The following is a 16,804-nucleotide window of genomic DNA, read 5'->3' as shown; positions in this document are numbered from 1 at the left end:
GAGTTGGTTTTCTGAACTTGAGTAGGAAAACCCGGGCCGCCCGTTACCGCAGCAAGTTTAATGAATAAACTTATTGAGACTGATCTCGTGAGAGATTAGTGATAATGAGGTGGAACCGCGTAAATCGCCCTCTAGTTGTCGTCCAGACAGCTAGAGGTTTTTTGTTTCCAACCATTATTAAATAGGCTTGTTGATTAATCTTATTGAGGTATCTTTTGAGAGAAAGATGCAAATTGAGGTGGAACCACGTTGCGACGTCCTCTTAGTTTCGAAACAGAAACTAAGAGGACTTTTTTGTTTACTGAAAAAAATTAGGAGGTTGGCACATGTCGTTTAACTATATTTCAGAAATACTACCATCACTATTCCAAGGAGCAGGGTTAACCTTGCAGCTGTTCTTTTGGACCTTGTTAGGATCATTACCACTTGGTATTATCGTCAGTTTGGGACTAACGTCAAACATTAAAATCATTCGTTGGATCTTAGATATCTACGTTTGGTTAATGCGTGGAACCCCATTGTTATTGCAATTAATTTTCGTCTTTTATGGGTTACCACTAGTTGGAATCGTATTTGAACGTTATGATGCCGCGGTCTTTGCATTCATTTTAAATTACGCCGCTTACTTCGGTGAAATTTTCCGTGGTGGTCTTCAATCCATTGATAACGGCCAGTATGAAAGTGCTCGAGTGCTACGGTTGAGCTACTGGCAAACCATTCGTAAAATCGTGATCCCCCAAGTATCAAAGATTGTTTTACCATCAGTTGGTAACGAAGTCATTAACCTGGTTAAGGATTCATCATTAGTTTATGTCATTGGGTTAGGTGATCTCTTACGTGCTGGTAACGTGGCCACATCACGAGATGTTTCACTAGTACCACTGGTCTTGGTTGGTGTGATTTACCTGATCATGATTGCCATTTGCACATACGGACTCCGCAAAGTGGAACAACGTTTTTCATACTATAAATAATTGGGAGAGATTGCGATGTTAGAAATTAAAAACTTAAAAAAGAGTTTTGGAACACGGGAAATTTTAAAAGACATTAACCTCACTGTGAAAGATCAAGAAATTTTAAGCATTGTTGGTCCTTCCGGTGCTGGTAAAACAACATTGTTACGCTGCATCACTGGTTTAGAAAAAGCTGATTCGGGTCAATTCATCATTGATGGCAAAACTTTTGATCCACGTGCGACTGATACTTCGGAAAGCGTCATTGGGGTTGTTTTCCAAGATTTTAACTTATTTCCACACTTATCAGTGTTCGCTAACATTACTTTGGCACCCACAATGGTGTTAAAAAAATCAAAACAAGAAGCACGAGCTGATGCTGAAAGATTGTTAGATCAATTGGGACTTGAAGGTAAAGGTGAGTTATATCCTTATCAATTATCAGGTGGTCAAAAACAACGGGTCGCCATTGCGCGAGCATTAGCCATGGAACCTAAGATTTTATGTTATGACGAACCAACTAGTGCACTTGACCCTAACTTAAGAAAAGAAGTTGAAAACTTAATTTTAGGATTGAAACAAAAAGGGATGACCCAATTAGTGGTTACCCATGATATGGATTTCGCCAAAAATATCGCTGATGATATTTTTGAAGTCAGTTCATTAGAACAAAGTACGACCAATAACTAGGAAAACGGAGGATACTGTTATATGAAGAAATTTAAAATTTGGTTTCTCTTATTAGTCTTAATAGTACCGTTGTTTACCTTGTCAGGTTGTACGAATGTTTCTAAAAAGGCTGATACACAAGACACGTGGGCACGGATCTTGAAGCGCAAGAAAGTGATCATTGGACTAGATGATAGTTTTGTACCAATGGGCTTTCGTAAGAAAAACGGTCAATTAGTGGGCTATGATGTTGATTTACCAAAGGCCGTTTTCAAGCAATATGGCATTAAAGTTGACTTCCAAACGATTGACTGGTCAATGAAAGAAACTGAATTACGCAACGGTACAATTGACGTGATTTGGAATGGGTACACGATGACCCCGGCACGACAAAAGAAATTATTATTTAGTCGCGCTTATCAACGTAACCAACAAATTTTGGTTACCAAGAAATCAAGCAATATTAAAAACTTTGACGGTATGACCGGTAAAGCACTAGGTGTTCAAAATGGTTCGACTGGACAAGCAGTGTTGGATGAAAAACCAGGATTGCTTAAGAATAAGATTAAGGATAAAAAGGCCATTTTATATGATACCTTTCCAGAAGCCTTTATTGATTTGAATGCTGACCGAATTCAAGGGGTTTTGATGGATAAAGTTTATGCGCAATATTACATTAAACACCAACCCGATGGTAATGAATATTCCACTTATATTACCAACAAGATTCCGTCAGAAGATTTCGCCGTTGGGATGCGCAATGGTGACACAACACTGAAGAAAAAGATTGATCAAGGATTAGCTAAATTGCAAAAAGATGGTCAACTAAAAAAGATTAACGAAAAGTGGTTTGGTGTCCCAAGTAATTACCTTGGTAAGCCTTAACAATCGTGACAAAATTAACCAGGATTGGTATGCTAGTACCATTAGTTAATTAAGGAGCGTCAACATGATCGACTTGTGGGTACTTTTTGATATCGTCATGGCATTAAATACGATTGTTGCTGTTTTTATCGTCTTTCGTGAAAAACGAGATATTTCTGCTACATGGGCCTGGCTACTGGTGCTGTTATTGCTACCAGTCGTCGGGCTTTTGCTGTACTTATTTGCAGGACGGAAATTATCCCATCGCCGGATTTTTGACTTAAAAGCGCAAGAACGTTTGGGTATTGATCAAATTGTGGCCAATCAAAAATTACAATACGATGAACATGAATTATTACCGGCCAATCAAGTGACCAATTCAGCTCGGCAGTTAGTGCGGTTATTTTTAGAAACTGATAATGCGGTGTTGACCAAGAAAAATGCTGTGCGCGTTTTTACAGATGGCACGAAACTGTTTGATGCGCTGTTTGATGACATCAGGCGTGCCAAACACCATATCAATATCGAATTTTTTACTTGGTATGATGATGAAATTGGCCGCGCATTAGTTGAACTGCTTGAAAAAAAGGCTCGTCATGGCGTCCAAGTGCGGATCATCTATGATTTGCTGGGATCGCATGGGTCGAAGAAAAAACTATTCAAGCATCTGATTGAACTCGGTGGCCGCGTTGAACCATTTTTGACCTCCGAATATTTTCCCATTACGTTTCGTTTGAACTTTCGTGATCACCGTAAGATTGTGGTGATTGATGGTAGTATTGGCTACATTGGTGGCTTTAACGTCGGTGATCAGTACCTCGGTCGCAAAGAAAAATTTGGCTACTGGCGTGATACGCATCTGCGTGTATTAGGGGATGCCGTATTATCGATGCAAAGCCGATTTTTCCTTGATTGGAATGCGACTAGTAAAAAAGAGCAAGTTAAATTTGATCAACGGTATTTTCCGCAAACCAAACCGCAAGGGACCACCAGTATGCAAATTGTCTCAAGTGGACCGGATGATGACCGAGAAAAAATTAAGCAAGGCTACGTTAAAATGATTACCTCGGCCACCAAATCAATTTTTATTGAAACACCATACTTTGTCCCAGATGGTAGTGTGTTTGAAGCACTCGCCATTGCGGCGACAGCGGGGGTGGATGTGCGGGTCATTATTCCAGATCGACCTGACCATCCATTTGTTTACCGTGCTACTGAATATTTCTGTCAGTCCTTAATCCAAGCAGGTGGGAAGGTTTACCGCTATACAAATGGTTTTATGCATTCTAAGATTGTTTCAATCGACGGCAAGATCACGTCCGTTGGTTCTGCTAATATGGACATTCGCTCCTTTAAATTGAATTTTGAAGCTAACGCCTTTTTGTACGACCGTGAATTGGCACACGCGCTGGAGTTAGTTTTCTTACATGATCAGAGTGAATCTGAATTTTTAACAGCTGAATATTTTGAACAACAATCGCGCTGGATTAAGTTTAAGCAAACTTTTTCTCGGTTGTTGGCCCCAATATTATAAAAATAAAAAGGCTAGGACATGTCCTAGCCTTTTTGAGTGAAATGAGATTAAAAGAATTCATGATATAAAGCAGATACGGCATCGTTAACTGCGTTATGAGCGACGCCAAACATGATGGAAATTTCGGAAGCGCCTTGGTTAACCATTTGCAATTTGATGCCCGCTTTAGCCAAAGCAGTTGTTGCGCGAGCCATCAGACCAACAGTATCGCGCATTCCTTCACCAACTACCATAATCACGGCGTAGTTATGAGTGATGTGCATTTCATCAGGATGGATACTATCTTGAATTTCTTGCATTAATTCTTGCTCAATTTTAGGTGTGAGTGAATCTTCTGCAATGATGATCGTAATGTCATCAATTCCTGAAGGCATATGCTCGTAGCTCACGTTGTATTTGTATAAAATTTCAAGCACTTTTTTGGTAAAGCCAACTTCTTTATTTAGAAGATACTTACTAATGTACAAGCCACAAAAATTGCTTGATGAAGCAATACCACGGACCGGATACTCCTTGCTGGGAGCGATCTTAGCTGAAATAATTGTGCCCGGTTCGTCTGGATGATTCGTATTGCGGACGTTAACATCAATGTTGCCTTGAATAGCTGGAATCAAGGCTTCATCATGAAAGACCGAAAAACCGGCATATGACAATTCACGCATTTCCCGAAAAGTCATGTGACTGATCGCATGTGGATTTTCCACAATTGCGGGATTAACTGAATAGATAGCATCTACATCAGTAAAGTTTTCATATAAGTCAGCATCAAGACCACGTGACATAATCGCACCCGTGATATCTGAACCACCACGCGAGAACGTGCAAATTTGGCCGGCTTCATTATATGAAAAAAATCCTGGGACAACTAAGAGTTGATCAGTCGTTTGCCATTGCCGAATTTTCTCATAACTTTCAGGTAAAATTCGTGCGTCGTCTGGGACGTCCGTCACTAACATGCCAGCTTGTTTTGGATCAAGGTATTTGGCTGATAAACCAATTGTGTTAAAAATTTTAGTGACTAACTGGGCGTTAAGTTTTTCACCATGGGCTTTGAAAGCAGCCATCAAGTAATCATCGTTGAGATAATCTTGATGAGGTAACGCAATCAAAGTTTCTTTAATAGAAGCAAATTCACTTTCAGGTAAATTGAAGCCATCGGCAATTTCTTGATACCGGTTGATGATTAATTTTAAGGTGTCGTCAAAATTTTGCTGGTCAATGACTTGCGTCGCATAGCGAATTAATAAGTCAGTGACTTTCGTATCTGTCGGGTTGCGTTTGCCAGGTGCAGACACCACGATACACTGCCGAGTCGGATCGGATTGCATAATTTTAATCACTTTTGCGAGTTGCTCACTAGTAGCGAGCGAACTTCCGCCAAATTTAATAACCTTCACATTCATTTCTCCCCTTATTACGATTAAACTACATAATAGCAAAAGCATGTGGTTGATACAATCGCCAATCCATAATTTTTTGATTTAATTTAGAAAAAATGGTGACCGATTGTATTTTTAGTCAATTTCACGTATTATTGTTAAGCATGTACTTTGAAGAAGAAAATAAATGGAGGAATCCAGATTGCACGTTACATTAAATCAAGGCGTTGAACTTGATGTTGTTCAAACTAAACAGTTTAAAACCAATCAAATTTTAATCAATTTTGCCAGTCGGCAAACGCGCGCTAACATTACCAGTAGAAGTTTACTGGCTAATTTGTTGGAAACTAGTACGCATAAATACCCGACGCAAACGGCATTGGCACGACAATTGTCATCATTATATGGTGCCTATGTCGGTGCAGGAGTCGGCCGGGTCGGTAATTTACATACGATTAAATTACGAGCCAGTTTTATTAATGATCAGTACGCGAAAGAAGATCTTTTCTCACAAGTTTTGGCTGTGATGCACGAAATGATTTTCAATCCACTGATTGATAATCAAGCGTTTGATTTACCAACGTTTAATTTACAAAAAGCGAATTTAAAAAGTGCAATCGAATCCTTGCGAGAAGATAAGCAATACTATGCCTTGCAACAATTGAAGCAAAGCTACTTTAGTGATGGATCCTTACAAAAGGTGCCAAGCTTTGGCGATGTAGAAAGTCTGAAGGCAATCACAGCTGAAAGTGTCGTACAGACTTATCAAGACATGATTCAACATGATCAAATCAACATCATTGTCATGGGAGATTTTGAGGGTGTCGATGTGCCCGCTCAATTGGCGTCATTTGATTTTGCGGCGAGATTACCAATTAGTGGTCGGGATTTATATTATGAACAACCATTAACTGACGCAGTTAACGAACAAAATGAGCAACAACTGGTCAATCAGTCTAAACTAAATTTAGCCTATCAATTACCAATTTATTATCACGATGATCGCTACTTTGCGTCACTGGTTATGAATGGTATTTTTGGTGCAACGCCGTTATCCAAGCTATTTATGAACGTCCGTGAAAAAGCTAGTCTGGCATATTATGCCAACAGTATTCATAATTCCTTTAACGGTTTATTAACTGTGCAAACAGGAATTAACGCAAGTGATTATAGTCAAGCTAAAACGTTAATTGAACAACAGTTAACTGATGTTCAAAATGGGGATTTTGAGGACCACCTACAAGCCGAAGTGATTGCCGGGTTGGTTAACCAATTTCAGTCAGGACTTGATAGCGGTAATAATTTAGTGGCTCGAGCACTGCTCGATAGCCTAACGCACACGACCATTGATAACGATACGTTTATTAAAAAACTTGAATCAGTGACTAAAGATGATGTGATGGAAGTCGCCCAATTAGCACAATTACAAGCAGTGTATTTCTTGAATGGAGACAATTAACAAGATGGAAAAACAAGAATTTACCGAGTTAAATGAAACAATTTATCGCGATCAACTGAATAATGGGCTGAAATTAATTGTGTTGCCTAAAAAAGATTTTCACAAAACCTATGCCATTTTAACGGTTGATTTTGGCTCGATTGATCAAACGTTTATCCCAAATGGGCAAAAAGAGTTTGTGACGATTCCTGATGGGACTGCTCATTTTTTGGAACATAAAATGTTTGAAAAACAAGATTACGATGCGTTTGAATTGTTTGGCAATTTTGGTGCGGATGCCAATGCGTTTACCAGTTTTACACAGACGAGTTATCTGTTTTCAAGTAGTAACCATATTCATGAAAATTTGGATATTTTGCTTGATTTTGTGGAACAACCTTATTTTTCAAAACAAACAGTTGACAAGGAAAAAGGGATCATTGGCCAAGAAATTAGCATGTACGATGATGATCCAAATTGGAAACTGTATTTTGGCATGTTGAAAAATCTCTATCCACATGATCCAATGCATATTGATATTGCGGGTAGTGCCGATTCAATTAAAACAATTACTGAAGAAACGCTCTATGAGACTTATCGAACTTTTTATCAACCACAAAACATGAGTTTGTTTATTGTCGGGGATGTTAATCCAGACGAAGTGGATGAATGGGTTGCTGATAATCAAGCAAAAAAAGAATTCGTTACCTATCAAGATCCACAGCTAACCTTTGAATTAAACGATGATGAAGGGTTAGATGTGATTCCGTTTAGAACCAATGAAATGGATGTTAATCGCCCGAAAGTGATGATTGGGTTACGGGGGCTCTTCCAACCAGAAACTGGTAAAGAACGATTGAAATACCGTTTGTCAGTTGAATTGTTATTGGACCTCTTGTTTGATGACACATCTGAAAATTATCTGCGCTTATATAATGCAGAAATCATTGATGACTCATTTAGTTACAATTTTGAAATGCAACGTGGGTTTAACTTAGCCTATATCAGTGGAGACACGAATTATCCGGAACGATTTTCAGATGAAATCGTGGCTATTTTAGAAAATGTGCATACCCAAATTGAAGGGGCTACGACGCAATTTGAAAACGTGAAACGAGCAACACTCGGGCGAATGATTGGTGCATTGGATTCTCCAGAGGCAATTGCTAACCGTTACGCTGGAAATCTCTACGACAATGTTAGTTTGTTAGATGAAATCAATAGCTTGCAAGCCATTACGATCGACGATTTATATCAAATTGCTGATCAATTTGTTAATTCGCAGGGTATTTCGGTTTATCAAATTACGCCAATGCGTAATAATTAGGATAAGTTTCAAGCTTTCTTAACATCTAGAAAAGTGAAAGTATGCTATACTTTGCATTGCAAAAAACGAATAATTAATTGATTGAGGATCTAATCTAATGAGTGAAAATGAAGAACTAAATATCGGGAAAAAACTACATGACAAACGTGTCGAAATGGGTCTAACTCTGGATGATTTACAACAAAGTACCAAAATTCAGAAACGGTATTTAATTGCCATTGAAGACGAAAAGTTTGATGAATTACCCGGTGATTTTTATGTCAGGGCGTTCGTTAAACAATATGCTGAAAGTGTTGGCATGGATGGCAATGAACTGCTCGTTGAATATAACGAACAATTACCAGAAACGAAAACCACTGAATATTCGGATCATATTACGAAAGCAGTTGAAACTAGAACGGGCAAAGCTAAAGCTGTCGATCAAGTTGACAAGTTCCGTCAATATCTACCAACAGCTTTGGTTGTCGTTGTGATTGTGGTTATTTTGGGGGCCATTTGGTTGACCGCTATTCATAGTAGTCGCCAATCGGCTAGCAATAAAATTGACAGCAGTTCTGTTTCTGTGTCTGGCGAATCAAGTAAGAAGAAAGCCAAAAAAGCTTCATCTAGCACGAAAAAGACTAGCAAAGCTACTAACTTGAAGTGGACGAAAGAGTCACAAACGAGTTCGGCCGCTACTTTCAAGCTGTCCAAACAAGCCAAATACAAGTTAACGATTACACCGAAAAATAGTATGTGGGTCACAGTGACTGGTGATGGTAGTTCACTGTTTGCCAAGACGTTAACAGGTAAAAAGACAATTACAATTGATAAGGATGTCAGTCGCGTTGTTGTGTCATTAGGCAATACGACAGGGGCAACCATTAAGATTAATGGTAAGAAAGTTAACTTTACTGCTAGTGGTAACTATCCAAGTGTGCGGACGATTACGTTTACTTCAGGAAGCACAACGACAAGTTCAGCCGCATCAAGTAGTGCATATTCAAGTAGCACTTACTCCAGATCAACAAATAATACCACTAGCACTTACTCAAGTAGCGCAACTACCAATAGTGCTAATTCAGCTAGTTCAAGTTCGACAGCAACAACTGGCGCTGCTAATCAAACTAATTAAAGGGAGGACTTTTCGTGAATTTACCTAATAAGTTAACCGTGATGCGGTTAATTGCAATTCCATTTTTTCTGTTGTTATTAGTGTTGCCACTTCATTGGGGTAGTGTGACCTTTGCTGGCGCCACAGTACCTGTAGCCCAGTTAATTGCGGCCATTATCTTTGTGGCAGCATGTATCACGGATAATTTAGATGGGCATATTGCCCGTAAGTACCACTTAGTGACTAACTTTGGTAAGTTTACTGATCCACTCGCGGATAAGTTACTCGTCATGACGGCCTTCATTATGCTGACATCCACGGGCATCGTTCCTGCTTGGGTGACTGTTGTCATCATTTGGCGGGAACTATCAGTGACCGGATTGCGTTTATTGATTGTTGAAACAAACGGCGAAGTCATGGCTGCGAAAATGCCCGGTAAGATTAAGACTGTTAGTCAATTTATTGCCATTACTGCATTACTATTAAATAATATGTTCTTTGAACTAATTCACGTACCATTTGGCCAAATCATGCTTTATATCTGTTTATTCTTTACGGTTTATTCAGGTATTGATTATTTTGTAAAGGGCCGTGGTGTCTTTTCAGATGGTTTAAAATAAGTTATCGTGACTAAAGATTGTCACAAACCAATAAGGGTTTGTGGCAATCTTTTCTTTTTTGAATTAATTTCGCTATAATTTAATCAAATTAACGTAGTTAGATGATGTAGGAGGAAAAATGCAAGCTGAAATTATAACAGTTGGAACTGAATTATTGCTGGGACGCATCAACAATACGAATGCCACTTTTTTGGCGCAACAACTAGCAAACTTAGGAATTGAAGCGTATTACCAAACAGTGGTGGGTGATAGTGTTGACCGTATTCAAAAAGCCCTGACGATTGCCCAAAAGCGTAGTGACTTGATCATTTTATGTGGCGGGCTAGGTCCCACACGAGACGACGTCACTAAGGAAGCTGTTGCAAAATATCTTGATCTGTCACTTGTGGTTGAGGAATCAACTTGGACAGCGATTCAACAACGATTTGCAAAATTGCAACGGCCATTAATTGATACGAATATTAAGCAGGCCCAACGACTACCAGGTTCAACAACCTTGGCCAATGATAATGGACTTGCCATTGGCGAATTTTATCGTGATGCAGCTCATCAAATCGTGATTTTGCCGGGTCCACCGAGTGAATTAGAGCTCATGACTGAGAAACATTTGGTGCCAGTCTTAAAACGCGAATTTCATTTGGAAAATCAATTGACCTCAAAAGTGCTCCGATTTTATGGCTTGCCAGAATCAAATTTGATGAGTCAAATTGATGATCTTGTTCGCCATGCGAGCAATCCATCGGTGGCTTCATATGCCAAGTATCATGAAATTTGGCTCAGATTGACCGCTTTTGGCCAATCAAATTCAGTACTAGAACAATTAGCCAATCAAATTATTGAACGCCTCAAACCGTATTATATTGGCTCAGGGACACAACTAGATTTAGCTGATCAGGTGGTGGCGCAATTAAAGCAGCAACACTTAAAGATTACCGCGGCGGAAAGCCTGACGGGTGGCTTATTTCAAAGTACCATTTGTTCAGTTAGTGGGGCTTCAAACGTGTTTGATGGTGGATTTGTGACATACTCTAATGAGTCCAAGCACGACCTAATTGGCGTGAAAAATGACACGATTGATCGCTTTGGTGTTGTGAGTGAAGAGACTGCAATTGAAATGGCTGAGAAAGCCAAAGAAACGATGCATGTCCAGGTTGGTGTGTCATTTACAGGAGTAGCGGGTCCCGATGCATTAGAAGGTCAACCAGCAGGAACTGTATGGGTAGCAGTTGCACAAGATGGGCACCCGACAATCAGCAAGCAATTGAATTTGCCGGCGACGGATGAACGACAAACAATCCGCCAAAAAAGTGTTTTGAGTGTCTTACAGATGTTACGACAACAGTTAGAAAAATAAATACGAACTTTTGTTCGATTTTGCTTGTTTTTTGCATAATTAATGATAAAATAATTAACAGTAAAGGTTCCAATCAAGGAGGAAAAGATTTGGCTGACGAACGCAAAGCAGCTTTAGATGCTGCTTTAAGAAAAATCGAAAAGAATTTCGGCAAGGGCTCCATTATGCGAATGGGTGAACAGGCTGACCAACAAGTTTCAACGATTTCTAGTGGCTCACTAGCAATTGATGATGCGTTAGGCGTGGGTGGCTACCCACGCGGTAGAATTGTTGAAATGTACGGTCCTGAAAGTTCAGGGAAAACGACTGTTGCTTTACACGCAGTTGCAGAAGTACAACAACAGGGCGGCACAGCAGCATATATTGATGCTGAAAATGCTTTGGATCCCCAATACGCTGAAGCATTGGGTGTTAATGTTGATGATTTGTTACTTTCTCAACCAGACACTGGTGAAGAAGGTCTCGAAATTGCCGATGCTTTGATCAGCAGTGGTGCCGTTGACATCGTGGTTGTCGATTCTGTGGCAGCCTTAGTTCCTCGTGCCGAAATCGAAGGCGAAATGGGAGACGCGCACGTTGGGCTCCAAGCGCGACTTATGTCACAAGCCTTACGTAAGTTATCAGGCTCCATTAATAAAACCAAGACGATTGCGATTTTCATTAACCAAATTCGTGAAAAAGTGGGCGTCATGTTTGGTAACCCTGAAACAACACCGGGTGGTCGTGCCTTGAAGTTCTATTCAACGATTCGTTTGGAAATCAGACGGGGTGAACAAATTAAAGACGGCACAGACGTGATTGGAAACCGAACAAAAGTTAAGGTTGTCAAGAACAAGGTTGCGCCACCATTTAAACGAGCCGAAGTTGATATTATGTACGGTCATGGTATCTCAAAGACCGGTGAATTAATTGATATGGCCGTCGAAAAAGATCTCGTTAACAAGAGTGGTTCATGGTATTCATACGGCAGTGAACGAATTGGTCAAGGTCGTGAAAATGCTAAACAATACTTAGCAGATCATCCAGACGTTGAAGAAGAATTAATGACTAAGGTCAGAAATGCTTATGGCATGGATGGCGCCGTTGTTGAAGAAGACGTCAAAGATCCAAGCGAGTTAGATTTAGAAGAACCAAAAAAATAATTATTGAGGAGAATGATTGCCTTAGTTGCAATCATTCTTTTTTATCGACAGCATTAGTGAGATTTAGTTGACACAGGTTCATTGCAATATTAGAATTAATCCAGTGTAATGAACCACATAAACACGTTAAATCTTTAAAAATTTGACCAAAACAATTTAATAGGTGATACGGAGGTGAAAAAGTGAGTATAGCAAGCTTATCCCTCGCCGTGATCGCTATAGTTGTCGGTATCGTTGTGGGTTACATGGTTCATAAAGTAATGATGAACCAACGAATTGATGCAGCCCATGATAGCGCCGAAGGCATTATTGCCGATGCCAAAAAGGATGCTGAAACCGCTAAGAAAGAAGCAATCCTCGAAGCTAAGGAAGAAAGTCATCAGTATCGTGAAAGTGTTGAAGAAGAATTAAAAGATCGTCGTTCTGAAATTCAAAAACAAGAAGATCGACTACTGCAACGTGAAACAACACTAGATCGAAAAGATACAGCCTTTGAAAAACGCGAAAATGCTTTGAATGAACGTGAAAATCAAATCAGCGAACATGAAAAGCAAATTCAACAAGATCAACAACAAGTAACAGATTTGATTGACCAACGACAAACTGAACTAGAAAAAGTGGCAGAAATGTCACAAGAAGATGCTAAGCAATTAATTTTAGACGAAACCGAAAGTAAACTGAGTCATGAAAGAGAAGTCATGATTCGTGATAGTGAACAAGAAGCTGCGGCAGTTGCTGATAAGAAAGCTAAAGACTTGATTGTGCAAGCAATTCAAAGAAGTGCGGCAGACATGGTGTCTGAAACAACAGTGACAGTTGTCACATTGCCAAATGATGATATGAAGGGGCGGATTATCGGTCGTGAAGGCCGGAATATTCGCACACTTGAAACGCTAACTGGAATTGATTTGATTATCGATGATACGCCAGAAGCTGTCGTTTTGAGTGGCTTTGATCCAATCAGAAGAGAAATTGCCAGAATTGCTCTAGAGAAGTTGATCCAAGACGGACGCATTCATCCAGCTCGTATTGAAGAAATGGTTGAAAAAGCGCAAAAAGAAATGGATCAACAATTACGTGAGACAGGGGAACAAACTGTCTTTGATCTAGGGATCCATTCGATTCATCCTGATTTAATTAAAATCATTGGACGGATGAAGTATCGAACTAGTTACGGTCAAAATGTTTTGAATCATTCAATTGAGGTTGCCAAATTGGCCGGTATTTTAGCGGCTGAACTTGGCGAAGATGTTACGTTAGCAAAACGCGCGGGATTATTACACGATATAGGTAAAGCAATCGATCACGAAGTTGAAGGTTCACACGTTGAATTAGGTGTTGAATTGACAACGAAGTATCACGAAAATCCAGTGGTAATTAATACCATTGCCTCGCATCATGGGGATGTTGAACCAGAATCTGTCATTGCAGTCTTAGTGGCAACGGCAGATGCCATCTCAGGTGCTCGTCCAGGAGCTCGTAGTGAATCATTAGAAAATTATATTCAACGTTTGAAAGAGTTGGAAAAAATTGCTAATGATCACAAGGGTGTCGATCACAGTTATGCAATTCAAGCCGGCCGTGAAGTCCGGGTAATTGTTAAACCAAAAGTGATTTCTGACTTACAAGCAACTACTCTTTCTCATGATATTAAAAATGAGATCGAGAAAGAACTTGAATATCCAGGACATATTAAAGTTACTGTTATTCGTGAAGTTCGTGCCGTCGATTATGCAAAATAAATCATAAAAGATCTGACCAAGATGATTGTCTTGGTCAGATTTTTTAATGTGTGTGAAAAAAAGCGTTACGTGTTAAAATTAAAGTTATGAGATTTTTTGATAAGGGAGTGAGTTTGCGTGCCACAAAAAACGAAAAATACACCAATGATGGAACAATACCAAGCCATTAAAGATCAATATCCAGATGCGTTTTTGTTTTATCGTTTGGGCGATTTTTACGAATTATTCAATGATGATGCTATCAAGGGTGCGCAATTATTAGAATTAACGTTAACGACGCGCAATAAAAGTGCGACCGACCCAATTCCAATGTGTGGGGTACCCCATCACGCCGTGCAGAACTATATTGATATTTTGATTGACCGTGGTTATAAAGTTGCGGTATGTGAACAAATGGAAGATCCTAAAGCGGCCAAGGGCATGGTCAAACGTGAAGTAACGCAATTGATTACTCCTGGTACACAAATGGATCTGTCTGGCAGTCAAGCCAAAGAAAATAACTATTTAACAGCAGTCACACAGGCCAATCAACAGTTTGGATTTGCCTATGCTGATTTATCGACTGGTGAATTAAAAACGAGTGTTTTAAATACGACTGATGCCTTAATGAATGAAATTATCAATTTGCAGACCAAAGAAATTGTTGTCGACGAGTCGCTTAGTACTGAAGTGACCAACTTACTTGATCAACAACAAATTTTAATTTCCCATCAAGACGAAGTTGTGAAGTCATCTGAAGTGAGTTATTTAACACAAGATTTAGATCAGTCCGCGCAAAAAAAGACGGTTGCGCTCTTAGTGTCATATTTAACAACGACCCAGAAACGGTCGTTGGATCACTTGCAAAGAGCAATCGCCTATGAACCATCCTATTTTTTGAAAATGGACCATTATTCAAAATATAACCTAGAATTAAATACCAATATTCGCAGTGGTAAACGTTCAGGAACGTTAATTTGGTTGTTAGATGAAACCAAGACAGCCATGGGTGGACGACTCTTAAAACAATGGCTTGATAGGCCATTATTGGATGCTAACGAAATTGTGGCCCGTCAAGATAAGGTGCAAGAATTTTTGGATCATTATTTTGAACGGAGTAATTTACAAGATGAACTGATTAAAGTCTATGACTTGGAACGATTGGCCGGACGCGTTGCGTATGGAAATGTCAATGGTCGTGATTTGATTCAGTTGAAAACTTCTTTATTGCAAATCCCCAAAATTCGCTATGTACTGGAATCACTTGATTCACCAGTTTTTGATGATTTAATGACGGAACTCGATCCGGTTGAAGACATTGCAGATTTAATTGAACGCGCAATTAATGACGATTCACCTATTTCAGTGACCGATGGTAATGTGATTAAATCAGGTTACAATGATCAACTAGATGATTATCGTGATGCGATGAAAAATGGTAAGCAATGGATTGCAGAACTTGAAGCAAAAGAGCGCGAAACCACTGGCATCAACAATTTAAAAATCGGTTTTAATCATGTTTTTGGCTACTACATTGAAGTCACGAAGGTTAACTTGGATAAACTGCCAACCGATCGTTATGAACGTAAACAAACGCTGACGAATGCAGAACGATTTTCAACACCAGAGTTAAAAGAAAAAGAAAGTTTAATTTTAGAGGCGCAAGAAAAATCGACAGCCCTCGAATATGAATTATTCACTAAAGTTCGTGATGTGGTTAAATCAAGCATTGAACGATTACAAAAATTGGCTAAAGCAGTAGCGCAATTAGATGTGCTCCAAAGCTTTGCGATTGTCAGTGAAAACTATCATTTTGTGCGGCCAACATTTACCAAAGATCATGATTTAAAAATCGAACAGGGGCGTCATCCGGTCGTGGAAAAGGTAATGGGTCATCAATCCTACGTTCCTAACGACGTGCAAATGGATGATCAAACCAGCATCTTATTGATTACCGGACCTAATATGTCTGGTAAAAGTACTTATATGCGTCAATTGGCTTTAACTGTGGTGATGGCGCAGATGGGCTGTTTTGTGCCAGCAGTGAGTGCGCAGATGCCAATCTTTGATCAAATTTTTACCCGCATTGGAGCTGCTGATGATCTGATTTCAGGTCAGAGTACCTTCATGGTCGAAATGCAAGAAGCTAATAATGCACTAGCCCATGCGAGTGCTAACAGTTTAATTTTATTTGATGAAATTGGCCGAGGTACTGCTACTTATGATGGCATGGCGTTGGCGCAAGCCATCATTGAATATGTGCATGACAAAGTACATGCCAAAACGCTGTTTTCAACTCACTACCATGAACTGACCGATTTAGATAAATCGCTCACCCATTTAAAAAATGTGCATGTCGGTGCGGTGGAAAAAAATGGCGAACTGGTCTTCTTACATAAAGTGGAAGATGGTCCTGCAGATCAATCATATGGAATTCATGTGGCTAAATTAGCCGGCATGCCAGACACATTATTAAAACGGGCAAACACGATTTTAACAAAGCTCGAAAAAAATGATGTCAAAGTGCCACAACCAAAAGATGATACTGAAGAGCCCGCAGAAACGGGACAGCTAGCACTATTTGACACAGTGCAAATTGATCCGAAATATGAAGAAATTATTAATCAAATGAAGAAACTTAATTTAATGTCAATGACGCCGATGGATGTTATGAATCAAATCTATGAATGGCAAAAAAAGATTGAGTAGA

The 16,804-nt window shown here is 39.5% G+C and carries 13 protein-coding genes and 1 other annotated feature (1 of these 14 only partly in view); of the genes, 12 read left to right on the top strand and 1 reads right to left on the bottom strand.

Features of this window, described 5'->3' with window-relative positions:
• Nucleotides 1-135: a binding site (T-box leader), on the top strand; it begins 95 nt to the left of the window's first position.
• A gap of 191 nt (nt 136-326) precedes the next feature.
• From ACYVQZ_RS05250 to cls, 4 genes are all read left to right on the top strand, one after another.
• On the top strand, nt 327-974 hold the full coding sequence (locus ACYVQZ_RS05250) for an amino acid ABC transporter permease (RefSeq protein WP_461240356.1): 648 nt from the start codon (nt 327-329) through the stop codon (nt 972-974).
• Between the two features lie 15 nt (nt 975-989).
• The gene (locus ACYVQZ_RS05245; RefSeq protein WP_461240355.1) at nt 990-1,643 is read left to right on the top strand and encodes an amino acid ABC transporter ATP-binding protein; all 654 of its coding nucleotides are present in this window, start codon (nt 990-992) and stop codon (nt 1,641-1,643) included.
• 21 nt (nt 1,644-1,664) lie between these two features.
• A complete protein-coding gene (locus ACYVQZ_RS05240; protein WP_461240354.1) occupies nt 1,665-2,507 on the top strand; it encodes an amino acid ABC transporter substrate-binding protein in 843 nt (280 codons plus the stop codon).
• Nucleotides 2,508-2,571: 64 nt separating this feature from the next.
• Nucleotides 2,572-4,020 carry a cardiolipin synthase gene (gene cls / locus ACYVQZ_RS05235; RefSeq protein WP_461240353.1) on the top strand — a complete coding sequence of 483 codons (1,449 nt, stop codon included), beginning with the start codon at nt 2,572-2,574 and terminating at the stop codon, nt 4,018-4,020.
• Between the two features lie 47 nt (nt 4,021-4,067).
• Here cls and ACYVQZ_RS05230 read toward each other — a convergent pair whose 3' ends face one another.
• A complete protein-coding gene (locus tag ACYVQZ_RS05230) occupies nt 4,068-5,417 on the bottom strand; it encodes an aspartate kinase (RefSeq protein ID WP_461240352.1) in 1,350 nt (449 codons plus the stop codon).
• A 184-nt stretch (nt 5,418-5,601) separates the two neighbouring features.
• Here ACYVQZ_RS05230 and yfmF point away from each other — a divergent pair, with 184 nt between their 5' ends.
• From yfmF to mutS, 8 genes are all read left to right on the top strand, one after another.
• Entirely contained in the window at nt 5,602-6,858 is a 1,257-nt protein-coding gene (yfmF, locus tag ACYVQZ_RS05225) for an EF-P 5-aminopentanol modification-associated protein YfmF (RefSeq protein WP_461240351.1), read from the top strand.
• 4 nt (nt 6,859-6,862) lie between these two features.
• Entirely contained in the window at nt 6,863-8,164 is a 1,302-nt protein-coding gene (gene yfmH / locus ACYVQZ_RS05220) for an EF-P 5-aminopentanol modification-associated protein YfmH (protein ID WP_461240350.1), read from the top strand.
• A 97-nt stretch (nt 8,165-8,261) separates the two neighbouring features.
• A complete protein-coding gene (locus tag ACYVQZ_RS05215) occupies nt 8,262-9,278 on the top strand; it encodes a helix-turn-helix domain-containing protein (RefSeq protein WP_461240349.1) in 1,017 nt (338 codons plus the stop codon).
• A gap of 14 nt (nt 9,279-9,292) precedes the next feature.
• On the top strand, nt 9,293-9,877 hold the full coding sequence (gene pgsA, locus ACYVQZ_RS05210; RefSeq protein ID WP_461240348.1) for a CDP-diacylglycerol--glycerol-3-phosphate 3-phosphatidyltransferase: 585 nt from the start codon (nt 9,293-9,295) through the stop codon (nt 9,875-9,877).
• Nucleotides 9,878-9,995: 118 nt separating this feature from the next.
• Nucleotides 9,996-11,231, top strand: a complete 1,236-nt coding sequence (locus ACYVQZ_RS05205; RefSeq protein ID WP_461240347.1) for a competence/damage-inducible protein A — start codon at nt 9,996-9,998, stop codon at nt 11,229-11,231.
• Between the two features lie 89 nt (nt 11,232-11,320).
• Nucleotides 11,321-12,373, top strand: coding sequence for a recombinase RecA (recA, locus tag ACYVQZ_RS05200; RefSeq protein ID WP_461240346.1), 1,053 nt, complete (start codon nt 11,321-11,323; stop codon nt 12,371-12,373).
• 182 nt (nt 12,374-12,555) lie between these two features.
• The gene (rny, locus tag ACYVQZ_RS05195) at nt 12,556-14,115 is read left to right on the top strand and encodes a ribonuclease Y (protein WP_461240345.1); all 1,560 of its coding nucleotides are present in this window, start codon (nt 12,556-12,558) and stop codon (nt 14,113-14,115) included.
• Between the two features lie 144 nt (nt 14,116-14,259).
• On the top strand, nt 14,260-16,803 hold the full coding sequence (gene mutS / locus ACYVQZ_RS05190; RefSeq protein ID WP_461240482.1) for a DNA mismatch repair protein MutS: 2,544 nt from the start codon (nt 14,260-14,262) through the stop codon (nt 16,801-16,803).
• Nucleotide 16,804 lies beyond the last annotated feature (1 nt).

Source organism: Paucilactobacillus salsurae (assembly GCF_054784995.1).
Note: the sequence above shows the minus strand (reverse complement) of the source record. Positions and strands in the feature narration are given on the sequence as shown.